We start from the raw sequence: 10,730 nt of genomic DNA, 5'->3' as shown, positions 1-10,730 counted from the left end.
GGTTATGCCTGGCGATAACATTTCGGTAAAAGTAAAGCTGATTTCACCGATCGCCATGGAAGAAGGGTTGCGTTTTGCAATCCGTGAGGGTGGTCGTACAGTAGGTGCGGGCGTTGTTGCATCAATAATCGAGTAAGAAAATATGTCTAATCAAACTATCAGAATCCGTTTGAAATCATTTGATCATAAATTAATTGATCAATCGGCTGGTGAGATAGTAGAAACAGCAAGAAGAACTGGTGCCCAGGTAAAGGGTCCTATTCCATTGCCTACTAAAAAAGAGCGTTTCACTATTTTGATTTCTCCGCACGTAAATAAAGATGCTAGGGATCAATATGAATTGAGAACGTATAAAAGATTATTGGATATCGTTGAACCAACAGAAAAAACCGTAGATGCATTGATGAAGTTAGATCTTGCAGCTGGTGTTGATGTTCAAATAAAATTGAATTAAAAAAGCAGAGGAATTGGCAGATGTCAATAGGTCTTATAGGTCGTAAATGTGGTATGACCAGAGTTTTTTGTGAAGATGGTTCGTCAGTACCAGTTACTGTGCTCCAGATTGACTCAAACAGAGTTACTCAAGTTAAAGGCATTGAGGTTGATGGCTATCGTTCGATTCAAGTTGCAGCGGGCGAAAAGAAATCTTCTAGAGTCAATAAAGCAATGGCTGGTCATTACGCAGCTGCCAATATGACAGCGGGTCGTGGTCTGTGGGAGTTTAGACTCGCAGATGGTGAAGGAGAGGGTTTGGCTGTTGGGTCGCAACTTACAACAGACGTTTTTTCTGCGGGTCAAGTTGTTGATGTTCAAGGAAAGAGCATTGGTAAGGGCTTCGCGGGCGGCATAAAGCGTCACAATTTCAGTATGCAAGATGCAACACACGGTAACTCGCGCTCACATAGAGTCTTGGGTTCTATCGGTATGTGTCAAACTCCTGGTCGTGTTTTTAAAGGGAAAAAAATGGAAGGTCATATGGGTGCTGAAAAAGTTACAGTGCAAAATTTGACTATTCACTCAATTGATACGGCAAGAAATTTAATTTTAGTAAAGGGCGCTGTGCCTGGTGCTAAAGGCGGTGATGTGGTTATAACACCGGCTATGAAAATGCGAAATAAAGGTTAAGCTATGAGTTTGCAAATACCTGCTTTAAATGAACAAGACTCTTCCGGAAGCTTAGAAGTAGCTGAGGCTATTTTTGGACAGACATTTAATGAAACTTTGGTTCACCAATTAGTTGTCAGGCATCTGGCTGGCGCTCGTGCTGGAACAAAGGCTCAGAAGACGCGGTCCGATGTGAGTGGTGGTGGTACAAAGCCATGGAGACAGAAAGGAACAGGTCGAGCAAGATCTGGTACAACACGTAGTCCGGTTTGGAGAACTGGTGGTGTTACTTTTGCAGCAAGGCCAAGAAATTACGAGCAAAAACTGAACAAAAAAATGTTTAGAGTTGGAGTTCGATCCATTTTGTCTGAGCTGGTTAGGCAACATCGGTTAGTTGTTAGTAATGATATTTTGCCTTCTAGTTCAAAAACCAAAGAACTAAATGCAAAAATAAAAGAAATTGGCGCAAAGCGCATTCTGATTATTGTTGAGAGTGTTGATGTGAATTTAGCTTTGGCGTCAAGAAACATACCTTACGTAGAAGTGATTGAGGCAACCAATTTAAGTCCATTACTATTGGTATCAGCTGATAAAGTTATTGCTACGCCGGGTGCGTTGAAGCAAATAGAGGAGCGCTTGGCGTGAGTTTAAATAAATATCACTTAGCAGGTGTGTTACAAGCTCCGATTATATCTGAGAAGAGCACGATTGCTGCAGAAAAAAACAATCGATTTGTTTTTAAGGTGCAGAAAAATGCAACAAAAAAACAAGTAAAAAATGCAGTGGAACTAATGTTTAGCGTTGAGGTTGACTCAGTTCAGGTTTTAAACGTTAAAGGCAAGCAAAAAAGATTTGGCGGTTCATTGGGACAGCGATCTGATTGGAAAAAGGCTTATGTAAAACTAAAGCCCGGTCATGATATAGATTTCTCTGCTGCTTAATAATTTAAGTTTTAAAAGATCAATAGGAAACGGTAGAAAGCATGGCTATTGTAAAGTCTAAACCGACGTCACCGGGTTCACGGTTTGTAGTGCGGATCAAAAATGATGATTTGCATAAAGGAAAACCCTATGCGCCTTTGTTAAGTAAAAATAGCAAAAGTGGCGGTCGTAATAATCAGGGGCGTATTACAACGCGTCATGTAGGTGGTGGTCACAAACAACACTATCGGATGATCGATTTTAAGAGAAATAAAGTTGACATTCCTGCCGTTGTTGAGCGTCTTGAATATGATCCAAACAGAACAGCTAATATTGCCTTGGTTTTGTTTAAAGATGGCGAGCGCAGATATATCATTGCTCCTAAAGGGCTTGAAGTTGGACAGGAAATCCTTTCTTCGGAAGCGACCGCAATTAAGCCGGGCAATTGCATGCCGTTAAGAAATATACCTATGGGTACCACCGTACATTGTGTGGAATTGAAGCCAGGTAAAGGGGCGCAAGTTGCTCGAAGTGCTGGCACATCTGTGCAATTAGTAGCCAAAGACGGCGCTCATGCCACTCTTAGATTAAGATCAGGCGAAATGCGTAAAGTTATGGCCGATTGTCGAGCTGTAATCGGAGAGGTTTCTAATTCAGAGCACAGCTTGATATCTCTTGGAAAGGCTGGTGCATCAAGATGGCGCGGTGTTCGTCCTACTGTTCGAGGTGTTGTAATGAATCCAGTTGATCACCCGCATGGCGGTGGTGAAGGACGTACATCTGGCGGAAGACATCCGGTATCACCTTGGGGTATGCCAACTAAAGGGTATAAAACCAGAAATAACAAACGTACTGATAATATGATTATCAGACGTCGTAAGCTCAAATAGAGAGGAATTATTGTGCCGCGTTCAATTAAAAAAGGTCCGTTTATTGATCATCATCTACTTAAAAAAGTTGAAGATGCTGTAAGTACAAATAATCGGAAACCGATTAAAACATGGTCAAGAAGATCAATGATTATACCTGATATGCTAGGTTTAACTATTGCAATCCATAATGGGCGCCTGCACATACCTGTTCTGATTTCGGAGAATATGGTCGGGCATAAATTAGGTGAGTTTTCGCCAACTCGCACATATAAAGGCCATGTGGCTGATAAGAAATCTAGATAGGTTGTATTATGGAAGTTTCAGCAAAATTAAAAAATGCTCCGCTGTCTGCGCAAAAAGCGCGATTAGTAGGTGATCAGATACGTGGCATGCCAGTTGAAAAGGCGTTGAACACATTGAAGTTCAGCTCAAAAAAAGCTGCTGCGATTATTAAAAAAATTCTTGAATCTGCTATTGCTAATGCAGAGCATAATGAAAGCGCAGATATTGATGAATTAAAAGTGTCGACCGTTTATGTAAATGAAGGTGCGACCATGAAAAGATTCAAGGCAAGAGCTAAAGGGCGTGCAAATCACATCCTTAAAAGAACCTGCCATATTACAGTTAAAGTCGCAGAATACGAGTAGGGGCAGAAAATGGGTCAAAAGGTACATCCAACAGGTATACGCCTTGGTATTGTAAAAGATTGGAATTCAAGGTGGTATGCAAGTAGTCAGGATTATTCAGTTTTCCTGCACCAAGACTTGACAGTCAGAGAATTTATCAAGAAAAAGTTAGCTCATGCTTCTGTAAGTCGTATTCAGATTAATCGTCCGCCAAATAACGCGCATATTACGGTGCATACCGCAAGACCGGGTATTGTAATAGGTAAAAAAGGCGAAGATATTGAAACATTAAGGCAAGCAGTATCAAAGATGATGGGCATCCCTGTTCAACTTAACGTTGAAGAGATTAGAAAGCCAGAACTTGATGCTCAGCTCGTTGCTGAAGGTGTTGCTCAGCAACTAGAAAAAAGAATTATGTATCGCCGTGCAATGAAACGTGCTGTAACCAACACAATGCGTTTAGGTGCCGAAGGTATTAAAATCAATGTTGGGGGTCGATTAAACGGCGCTGAAATTGCTCGAAGCGAATGGTATAGAGAGGGTCGAGTTCCTCTTCATACGTTACGCGCAGACATAGATTATGCAACTGCTGAAGCACATACTACCTACGGAATTATCGGCATCAAGGTGTGGATATTCAAGGGTGAGGTATTCGATATGGATGCACATATAGCATCTATTAATTCAGAATCTAAGAAATAGTTGAAGGGATAGAGAAAATGCTTCAACCTAAAAGAACCAAGTTCCGTAAACAACATAAAGGCAGAAATAACGGTACTGCCGTACGTGGATCATCAGTAAGTTTTGGTGATTTTGGCCTTAAGTCAGTTGAGCGAGGTAGACTTACTGCCCGTCAGATTGAATCGGCGCGAAGAACAATCACTCGGCACGTCAAGCGTGGCGGTAAAATATGGATTAGAATTTTCCCTGATAAGCCAATTACAAAAAAACCATTAGAAGTTCGTATGGGAAAAGGGAAAGGTAGTGTAGAATATTGGGTTGCACAAGTTAAGCCTGGAACAATGTTGTATGAAATACAGGGTGTTTCTGAGGAATTGGCTCGTGAAGCATTCGCTTTAGGCGCTGCTAAACTACCTTTAAAGACACTTTTTACTGCTCGGACAATAATGTAATGAAAGTAAATGAATTACGCCAAAAATCTAAAGACGAATTAGGGGCAATGTTGCTCGAATTGTCTCGTGAACAATTTAATCTTAAAATGCAAAAAGGTACAGGTCAGCTGTCCAAGCCCGATCAGGTGAAAAAGGTTAGGCGTGATGTTGCACGTATCCATACCATATTAAACGAAATGGCGAGCGCATAAAATGAGTGAGAATGTAACTAAGTTGCGGACGATTACTGGTCGGGTTGTTAGTAATAAGATGGATAAAACTATTACAGTTTTAGTAGAGCGTGTTGTAAAGCATCCTGTTTACGGAAAATACATTAAGCGTTCGACTAAAATGATGGCTCATGACGAACAAAATGTTTGCCATGAAGGCGACGTAGTATCCATTACATCATGCAGGCCTATGTCTAAGAATAAAACCTTTATGTTGGTTCAGGTCTTAGAAAGCGCCAACAAATAGCATTACCAAGCTATTTAATAAACAGATAATTAGGAATAAATCATGATTCAGATGCAAACTAACCTTGACGTCGCCGATAATAGCGGTGCAAAAAGGGTCATGTGTATCAAAGTGTTGGGTGGGTCTCATAGGCGTTATGCTGGCATTGGTGATATTATTAAAGTCAGTATTAAAGATGCCATCCCGCGCGGCAGAGTAAAAAAAGGCGAAGTTTATAACGCATTGGTCGTTAGAACTTGTAAAGGTATTCGCAGGCCGGATGGTTCAGTCATCCGCTTTGACGGCAACGCTGCAGTTATTTTGAATAATAATTTACAGCCACTCGGTACGCGTATTTTTGGCCCTGTAACACGTGAGCTTAGAGGCGAGAAGTTTATGAAAATAATCTCGTTAGCTCCTGAAGTTTTATAAGGTAGGGTTTAAAAATGCAAAAAATTAAACAAGGCGATGAAGTTATCGTTCGTACCGGTAAGGATAAAGGTAAGAGTGGTAGAGTAAGTAAGGTTTTAAAGAATAATAAAGTTTTGATTGAAGGAATTAATCAAGTAAAAAAGAACCAAAAACCAAACCCAAATGCAGGGGTTTCAGGTGGCATAATTGTCAAGGATATGCCGATTAATATTTCCAATATTGGGTTATATAATCCCGCAACTAAAAAAGCGGATCGTGTCGGCTTTAAGTTTCTAGAAGATGGAAAAAAAGTCAGATATTTTAAGTCAACAAATGAAGTTGTTGATGTGTAGGTGTAGATAAAAATCATGGCTAGACTAGAAACCGTATATAAAGAAAAAATCCTTCCAGCATTGGTTGAGCAGTTTGGTTACAGCTCTGTAATGCAGGCGCCGCGAATTACAAAAATCACACTTAATATGGGTGTTGGCGGCGCAGTTGCCGATAAAAAGGTTCTACAATCTGCAGTTAGTGACATGGAAAAGATTTCAGGTCAAAAACCAGTTGTTACCCTGGCAAGAAAATCTATCGCAGGGTTTAAAATTCGTGATGATATGCCTATTGGTTGTAAAGTTACTTTGCGTAGCGATAGAATGTATGAATTTTTAGACCGATTAATAAATATTTCCATTCCTCGGATCCGCGATTTTAGAGGATTAAGCCCTAAAAGCTTTGATGGGCGTGGTAATTATTCTATGGGCGTTAAAGAGCAAATCATTTTTCCAGAAATTGATTATGACAAAATTGATGCTTTACGCGGCATGGATATAACTATCACAACGACAGCTCAAACTAATGAAGAAGGTTTGGCGTTGTTAAAGCTTTTTAATTTTCCATTTAAGAACTAAAGGGCAACTTTAAAATGGCAAAAAAATCAATGATTGCGCGTGAAGATAAGCGTAAAAAACTAGTACAAAAATATGATGTCAAACGTAAATCTCTGAAAGAAATTATCAGAGATCCGAGTGCCACATTTGAAGATAAAGAATCTGCTCATTTACAACTTCAAAAACTACCGAGAGACTCAAGTGCGTCAAGAGTCCGTAACCGTTGTAATTTAACCGGACGTCCGCATGGTTATTACCGTAAGTTTGGCCTTAGTCGAAATAAACTAAGAGAAGCGACAATGCGTGGCGATGTGCCAGGCTTGGTAAAGGCAAGTTGGTAAGATCTTTTAGATCAAGTTTAGAGAGATTATAACATGAGTATGACAGACCCAGTCGCAGATATGCTGACCCGAATCAGAAACGGTCAATCTGCTGGCAAAAAAATTGTTAAGCAACCTTCATCAAAACTGAAAGTATCCATTGCCAAGGTATTAAAAGAAGAGGGTTTTATAACAGGTTATTCCTTAGAGACAGTAGGTAGTCATACAGAAATGACTATTGAGCTGAAGTACTATAAAGGAGCTCCTGTAATTGAAAATATTAAAAGAATTAGTAAACCTGGTTTACGTATTTATAAATCTAAGGATGAATTGCCAAAAGTTCTTGGCGGGTTAGGGATTGCTATCGTATCAACATCGAATGGTGTTATGACAGATAGAGCTGCTCGTTCAATTGGACACGGCGGTGAAGTCATTTGTACTGTTTGTTAAAGTGTAGGTCAGGTTATGTCAAGAATTGCTAAGGCTCCAGTCATTATCCCAAGCGGTGTGGATATAAAGCTAGAAGGTAATAATGTGACCGTAAAAGGAAGTAATGGTCAATTATCTTATGATACAAACTCAGCTGTCAGTTTTGGTATTGCGGAAAACGTAATCCAAGTGCAGTGGGATAGAGATGATAAAAAAGCTACTGCTCAAGCTGGAACAGCTAGAGCGATTGTAAGCAACATGATTGTTGGTGTATCTGCAGGGTTTGAAAAGAAATTAACTCTGATTGGTGTTGGTTATCGAGCGCAAGCTAAAGGAAATATACTCAATCTGGCCCTTGGCTTTTCCCATCCGATTGATTTTGAAGTTCCTGAAGGAGTTTTGGTAGAGACGCCTAGTCAAACTGAAATTTTGATCAAAGGAAGCGATAAGCAATTAGTCGGCGAAGTTGCTGCGAAAATTAGAGCATATCGTCCGCCTGAGCCTTATAAGGGTAAAGGTGTCAGATATGCTGATGAACATGTTGCAAGAAAAGAAGCTAAGAAGAAGTAAGGTAGCGAAATGGATAAGAAACAAGCTCGTATGAAGCGCGCATTAAAATTGCGTAGTAAAATTAAAAAATTAAGTACAACGCGACTGTCAATTCACAAAACTTCGCAACATATTTACGCCCAAGTTATAAGTGCTGATGGAACGAAAACTTTGGCAAGTGCATCAACTACACAGGCTGAAATTAAATCGACATTAAAAAATACAAGTAATGTGATTGCAGCTGCTGAGGTTGGAAGATTTATTGCACAAAAAGCAATTGCTGCTGGAGTTTCCGAAGTTGCTTTTGATCGTTCAGGATTTAAATATCATGGTCGCGTTAAAGCATTGGCTGATGCTGCACGTGAAGCCGGTTTGAAATTTTAGGGGAATAAAATGTCTACAGCACCTTCACAGGTTAGTGCAGATGGTTTGCAAGAAAAATTAGTTAATGTAAGACGTGTTGCCAAAGTTGTAAAAGGCGGTAGGGTTTTTGGATTCACAGCACTAACAGTTGTTGGTGATGGTGAAGGTAGAGTTGGGTACGGCGTTAGTAAAGCACGTGAAGTACCTATTGCGATCCAAAAATCACTGGAGCAAGCGCGCAAAAATATGCGTAAAGTTTCTCTAAAAGGCGATACCTTGCAATATCCTATTATGAATACAACGGGGGCAGCTAAGGTTTATATGCAGCCTGCTTCTGAGGGTACAGGTATCATTGCTGGTGGTGCAATGAGAGCGGTATTTGAAGTGGTTGGGGTTCATAACGTATTAGCTAAATGCATAGGTACCAGTAATCCTATCAATGTTGTTAGGGCAACTATTAACGGTCTTACTGGAATGCACAGCGCTAACCAAATAGCTGCAAAACGTGGCTTGTCAGTTGAACAAATTATTGGGTAGTAGCAATGGCTAGCAATAAATTAAGTGTAACGATGATAAAAAGCAAATTTGGGCGCTTGCCAGCGCACCAAGCTTGTTTGAAAGGACTTGGATTGCGCAAAATCAACCAGACGGTTGTAGTGGTCAATACACCTGAAAACCGTGGAATGATAAACAAAATATCATACATGCTAAAATTTGAGGAAGTGTAATGTTTTTAAATACAATCCGTTCAAGTGAAGGGTCCAGAAAGAAGTCTAAAAGAGTGGGGCGAGGTATTGGATGTACTCTTGGCAAGACTTGTGGAAGAGGGCATAAGGGGCAAAAAGCTCGTAGTGGTGGCTTTCATAAAGTTGGTTTTGAGGGCGGTCAGATGCCCTTACAGCGTCGTTTACCAAAGGTTGGATTTACCTCATTAATCAGTAAATATTCAGCCGAGGTTAGGCTAAATGAACTCGATGGATTAAACGTTGATGTAATTGATCTTAAAGCTTTAATTGATGCGAATATCGTTCCAATGTTTACCAAAAAAGCTAAAGTAATTAAGTCTGGCGTATTAAGTAAAGCTGTTACGGTCAAAGGTATTAAAGTAACTGGTGGAGCCAAAGAATCTATTGAAGCTGCTGGCGGCAAAGTAGAGGTCTAAGTGAGTACATCAAGAGCGCAGGTGTCTGGGAAGGTCGGCGGTTTTTCAGAGCTTAAAGCAAGATTGCTTTTTGTTTTAGGGGCTTTTTTCGTATATAGAGTCGGTGCTCATATTCCTGTGCCCGGGATAGATCCTAAAGCACTTGCAGTTATGTTTGAACAGCAAAGCGGTTCAATCTTGGATATGTTTAACATGTTCTCGGGTGGCGCTTTGATGCGTTTAAGTCTATTTGCTTTGGGTATAATGCCTTATATTTCAGCGTCAATTATCATGCAATTGATGACAGTAGTTATTCCTGCAATGGAGCAGCTAAAGAAAGAAGGTGAATCCGGTCGTCGTAAAATATCTCAGTACACACGGTTTGGTACCGTCGTTTTAGCGACTTTTCAAGCTATTGGAATTTCTTTGGCATTGCAAAATCAGACTGCTGGTGGTCTTTCCGTTGTTTTGAATCCAGGTATAAGTTTTATTGTCATTACGACAGTTACTCTGGTTACTGGTACTATTTTCTTGATGTGGCTTGGCGAACAGGTTACTGAGCGGGGAATTGGTAATGGTATTTCGCTGATTATATTTGCTGGTATAGTTTCTGGTTTGCCTAAAGCAATCGGTGGGACTTTGGAGCTGGCAAGAACCGGTGAAATGAACGGGGCATTTATAATTTTATTGTTTTTATTATCTATTTCTGTCACTGCATTAGTTGTTTTTGTTGAGAGAGGGCAGAGAAGAATTCTTATCAATTATCCAAAAAGACAGCAAGGCCGTAAGATGTATGCGGGGCAAAGTAGTTTTTTGCCATTAAAGCTTAATATGGCGGGTGTAATACCGCCTATTTTTGCATCGAGTATCATTCTGTTCCCTGCGACAATAGCTGGCTGGTTTGGAAATAGTGATGGCTTTTCTTGGCTACAGGACGTTGCTACGATGTTATCTCCCGGTCAGCCGGTTTATGTTATTTTTTATGCAACAGCTATTATTTTCTTTTGCTTTTTTTATACGGCTTTAGTATTCAACTCAAAAGAAACTGCTGAAAACTTAAAAAAATCGGGTGCATTTTTACCTGGAATAAGACCAGGTCTTCAAACAAGTTCTTATATTGATAAAGTGATGACTCGCTTAACTTTAATCGGAGCCTTTTATATAACACTTGTATGTTTATTGCCTGAGTTTTTGATTGTCTACTGGAATGTCCCCTTTTATTTTGGTGGAACCTCCTTATTGATTATTGTAGTGGTTGTAATGGATTTCATTTCACAGATGCAAACTCATGTTATGTCCCAACAGTATGATGGCTTAATGAAAAAAGCTAATCTAAAAAAATAAATTATTGCACAAGAGCAGTCTAGGAGTTAATTGTGAAAGTTCGTGCCTCTGTAAAAAAAATTTGTAGAAAATGTAAAGTTGTAAAAAGAAATGGTGTTGTCAGGGTTATCTGTGAAGACGGAAAACATAAGCAACGACAAGGATAATAATTGTTGCGCCATTATTTGTGTAATGCTATAATTTGGCGCTTAACTTT

23 protein-coding genes and 1 pseudogene are annotated in these 10,730 nt (G+C 39.9%); all 24 read left to right on the top strand.

The features are described 5' to 3' along the window. Nucleotides 1-136, top strand: a pseudogene (tuf, locus tag M0R47_RS11865) (elongation factor Tu); the annotation flags it as partial. Nucleotides 137-142: 6 nt separating this feature from the next. Further along, a complete protein-coding gene (rpsJ, locus tag M0R47_RS11860; protein WP_006890490.1) occupies nucleotides 143-454 on the top strand; it encodes a 30S ribosomal protein S10 in 312 nt (103 codons plus the stop codon). A gap of 20 nt (nucleotides 455-474) precedes the next feature. Further along, complete coding sequence (gene rplC / locus M0R47_RS11855; RefSeq protein ID WP_292554868.1) at nucleotides 475-1,125, top strand: 50S ribosomal protein L3; 651 nt, start codon at nucleotides 475-477, stop codon at nucleotides 1,123-1,125. Nucleotides 1,126-1,128: 3 nt separating this feature from the next. Then, nucleotides 1,129-1,749: a 50S ribosomal protein L4 gene (rplD, locus tag M0R47_RS11850; protein WP_292554867.1), complete on the top strand. Its 621-nt coding sequence runs from the start codon at nucleotides 1,129-1,131 to the stop codon at nucleotides 1,747-1,749. Beyond that, nucleotides 1,746-2,045 carry a 50S ribosomal protein L23 gene (gene rplW / locus M0R47_RS11845; protein WP_292554864.1) on the top strand — a complete coding sequence of 100 codons (300 nt, stop codon included), beginning with the start codon at nucleotides 1,746-1,748 and terminating at the stop codon, nucleotides 2,043-2,045. The genes rplD and rplW overlap by 4 nt, the downstream gene beginning before the upstream one ends. 41 nt (nucleotides 2,046-2,086) lie before the next feature. Then, the gene (gene rplB, locus M0R47_RS11840; protein ID WP_292554862.1) at nucleotides 2,087-2,914 is read left to right on the top strand and encodes a 50S ribosomal protein L2; all 828 of its coding nucleotides are present in this window, start codon (nucleotides 2,087-2,089) and stop codon (nucleotides 2,912-2,914) included. Nucleotides 2,915-2,926: 12 nt separating this feature from the next. Further along, the gene (gene rpsS, locus M0R47_RS11835; RefSeq protein ID WP_006890485.1) at nucleotides 2,927-3,199 is read left to right on the top strand and encodes a 30S ribosomal protein S19; all 273 of its coding nucleotides are present in this window, start codon (nucleotides 2,927-2,929) and stop codon (nucleotides 3,197-3,199) included. A gap of 8 nt (nucleotides 3,200-3,207) precedes the next feature. Continuing rightward, entirely contained in the window at nucleotides 3,208-3,543 is a 336-nt protein-coding gene (gene rplV, locus M0R47_RS11830) for a 50S ribosomal protein L22 (RefSeq protein ID WP_104422825.1), read from the top strand. Between the two features lie 9 nt (nucleotides 3,544-3,552). Next, nucleotides 3,553-4,224, top strand: coding sequence for a 30S ribosomal protein S3 (gene rpsC / locus M0R47_RS11825; protein WP_292554858.1), 672 nt, complete (start codon nucleotides 3,553-3,555; stop codon nucleotides 4,222-4,224). Nucleotides 4,225-4,241: 17 nt separating this feature from the next. Next, nucleotides 4,242-4,655 (top strand): 50S ribosomal protein L16, encoded by a 414-nt coding sequence (rplP, locus tag M0R47_RS11820; protein ID WP_006890482.1) that lies wholly within the window; start codon nucleotides 4,242-4,244, stop codon nucleotides 4,653-4,655. Further along, entirely contained in the window at nucleotides 4,655-4,846 is a 192-nt protein-coding gene (gene rpmC, locus M0R47_RS11815; protein ID WP_292554856.1) for a 50S ribosomal protein L29, read from the top strand. The genes rplP and rpmC overlap by 1 nt, the downstream gene beginning before the upstream one ends. 1 nt (nucleotide 4,847) lies before the next feature. Then, nucleotides 4,848-5,111 (top strand): 30S ribosomal protein S17, encoded by a 264-nt coding sequence (gene rpsQ, locus M0R47_RS11810; protein WP_292554853.1) that lies wholly within the window; start codon nucleotides 4,848-4,850, stop codon nucleotides 5,109-5,111. A 42-nt stretch (nucleotides 5,112-5,153) separates the two neighbouring features. After that, nucleotides 5,154-5,522, top strand: a complete 369-nt coding sequence (gene rplN / locus M0R47_RS11805) for a 50S ribosomal protein L14 (protein ID WP_292554850.1) — start codon at nucleotides 5,154-5,156, stop codon at nucleotides 5,520-5,522. A 14-nt stretch (nucleotides 5,523-5,536) separates the two neighbouring features. Then, a complete protein-coding gene (gene rplX, locus M0R47_RS11800) occupies nucleotides 5,537-5,854 on the top strand; it encodes a 50S ribosomal protein L24 (protein ID WP_292554847.1) in 318 nt (105 codons plus the stop codon). Between the two features lie 15 nt (nucleotides 5,855-5,869). Then, nucleotides 5,870-6,409 carry a 50S ribosomal protein L5 gene (gene rplE, locus M0R47_RS11795; protein ID WP_292554844.1) on the top strand — a complete coding sequence of 180 codons (540 nt, stop codon included), beginning with the start codon at nucleotides 5,870-5,872 and terminating at the stop codon, nucleotides 6,407-6,409. A gap of 14 nt (nucleotides 6,410-6,423) precedes the next feature. Further along, nucleotides 6,424-6,729: a 30S ribosomal protein S14 gene (gene rpsN, locus M0R47_RS11790; protein ID WP_006890476.1), complete on the top strand. Its 306-nt coding sequence runs from the start codon at nucleotides 6,424-6,426 to the stop codon at nucleotides 6,727-6,729. A gap of 33 nt (nucleotides 6,730-6,762) precedes the next feature. Then, nucleotides 6,763-7,158: a 30S ribosomal protein S8 gene (gene rpsH, locus M0R47_RS11785; protein WP_292554839.1), complete on the top strand. Its 396-nt coding sequence runs from the start codon at nucleotides 6,763-6,765 to the stop codon at nucleotides 7,156-7,158. A 15-nt stretch (nucleotides 7,159-7,173) separates the two neighbouring features. Continuing rightward, entirely contained in the window at nucleotides 7,174-7,707 is a 534-nt protein-coding gene (gene rplF / locus M0R47_RS11780; RefSeq protein ID WP_292554837.1) for a 50S ribosomal protein L6, read from the top strand. 9 nt (nucleotides 7,708-7,716) lie between these two features. Further along, complete coding sequence (rplR, locus tag M0R47_RS11775; protein ID WP_292554835.1) at nucleotides 7,717-8,070, top strand: 50S ribosomal protein L18; 354 nt, start codon at nucleotides 7,717-7,719, stop codon at nucleotides 8,068-8,070. 9 nt (nucleotides 8,071-8,079) lie between these two features. Then, a complete protein-coding gene (gene rpsE / locus M0R47_RS11770) occupies nucleotides 8,080-8,586 on the top strand; it encodes a 30S ribosomal protein S5 (RefSeq protein ID WP_006890472.1) in 507 nt (168 codons plus the stop codon). A 5-nt stretch (nucleotides 8,587-8,591) separates the two neighbouring features. Then, entirely contained in the window at nucleotides 8,592-8,777 is a 186-nt protein-coding gene (rpmD, locus tag M0R47_RS11765) for a 50S ribosomal protein L30 (RefSeq protein WP_292554833.1), read from the top strand. Beyond that, nucleotides 8,777-9,211 carry a 50S ribosomal protein L15 gene (rplO, locus tag M0R47_RS11760; protein ID WP_292554830.1) on the top strand — a complete coding sequence of 145 codons (435 nt, stop codon included), beginning with the start codon at nucleotides 8,777-8,779 and terminating at the stop codon, nucleotides 9,209-9,211. The genes rpmD and rplO overlap by 1 nt, the downstream gene beginning before the upstream one ends. Continuing rightward, entirely contained in the window at nucleotides 9,212-10,534 is a 1,323-nt protein-coding gene (secY, locus tag M0R47_RS11755) for a preprotein translocase subunit SecY (protein ID WP_292554828.1), read from the top strand. It abuts the gene before it with no gap. A gap of 32 nt (nucleotides 10,535-10,566) precedes the next feature. Continuing rightward, nucleotides 10,567-10,680, top strand: a complete 114-nt coding sequence (gene rpmJ / locus M0R47_RS11750; protein ID WP_081466878.1) for a 50S ribosomal protein L36 — start codon at nucleotides 10,567-10,569, stop codon at nucleotides 10,678-10,680. Nucleotides 10,681-10,730: the final 50 nt, after the last annotated feature.

This window comes from Methylobacter sp. (assembly GCF_023227905.1).
In the GTDB taxonomy this organism is placed as follows: Bacteria; Pseudomonadota; Gammaproteobacteria; order Methylococcales; family Methylomonadaceae; genus Methylobacter_A.
Note: the sequence above shows the minus strand (reverse complement) of the source record. Positions and strands in the feature narration are given on the sequence as shown.

Excerpts from the sequence above, each read along its gene's own strand:
- rpsJ (WP_006890490.1), top strand. The coding sequence starts at position 143 with ATGTCTAATCAAACTATCAGAATCCGTTTGAAATCATTTGATCATAAA.
- rplC (WP_292554868.1), top strand. The coding sequence starts at position 475 with ATGTCAATAGGTCTTATAGGTCGTAAATGTGGTATGACCAGAGTTTTT.
- rplD (WP_292554867.1), top strand. The coding sequence starts at position 1,129 with ATGAGTTTGCAAATACCTGCTTTAAATGAACAAGACTCTTCCGGAAGC.
- rplB (WP_292554862.1), top strand. The coding sequence starts at position 2,087 with ATGGCTATTGTAAAGTCTAAACCGACGTCACCGGGTTCACGGTTTGTA.
- rplV (WP_104422825.1), top strand. The coding sequence starts at position 3,208 with ATGGAAGTTTCAGCAAAATTAAAAAATGCTCCGCTGTCTGCGCAAAAA.
- rpsC (WP_292554858.1), top strand. The coding sequence starts at position 3,553 with ATGGGTCAAAAGGTACATCCAACAGGTATACGCCTTGGTATTGTAAAA.
- rplP (WP_006890482.1), top strand. The coding sequence starts at position 4,242 with ATGCTTCAACCTAAAAGAACCAAGTTCCGTAAACAACATAAAGGCAGA.
- rpmC (WP_292554856.1), top strand. The coding sequence starts at position 4,655 with ATGAAAGTAAATGAATTACGCCAAAAATCTAAAGACGAATTAGGGGCA.
- rpsQ (WP_292554853.1), top strand. The coding sequence starts at position 4,848 with ATGAGTGAGAATGTAACTAAGTTGCGGACGATTACTGGTCGGGTTGTT.
- rplN (WP_292554850.1), top strand. The coding sequence starts at position 5,154 with ATGATTCAGATGCAAACTAACCTTGACGTCGCCGATAATAGCGGTGCA.
- rplX (WP_292554847.1), top strand. The coding sequence starts at position 5,537 with ATGCAAAAAATTAAACAAGGCGATGAAGTTATCGTTCGTACCGGTAAG.
- rplE (WP_292554844.1), top strand. The coding sequence starts at position 5,870 with ATGGCTAGACTAGAAACCGTATATAAAGAAAAAATCCTTCCAGCATTG.
- rpsN (WP_006890476.1), top strand. The coding sequence starts at position 6,424 with ATGGCAAAAAAATCAATGATTGCGCGTGAAGATAAGCGTAAAAAACTA.
- rpsH (WP_292554839.1), top strand. The coding sequence starts at position 6,763 with ATGAGTATGACAGACCCAGTCGCAGATATGCTGACCCGAATCAGAAAC.
- rplF (WP_292554837.1), top strand. The coding sequence starts at position 7,174 with ATGTCAAGAATTGCTAAGGCTCCAGTCATTATCCCAAGCGGTGTGGAT.
- rplR (WP_292554835.1), top strand. The coding sequence starts at position 7,717 with ATGGATAAGAAACAAGCTCGTATGAAGCGCGCATTAAAATTGCGTAGT.
- rpsE (WP_006890472.1), top strand. The coding sequence starts at position 8,080 with ATGTCTACAGCACCTTCACAGGTTAGTGCAGATGGTTTGCAAGAAAAA.
- rpmD (WP_292554833.1), top strand. The coding sequence starts at position 8,592 with ATGGCTAGCAATAAATTAAGTGTAACGATGATAAAAAGCAAATTTGGG.
- rplO (WP_292554830.1), top strand. The coding sequence starts at position 8,777 with ATGTTTTTAAATACAATCCGTTCAAGTGAAGGGTCCAGAAAGAAGTCT.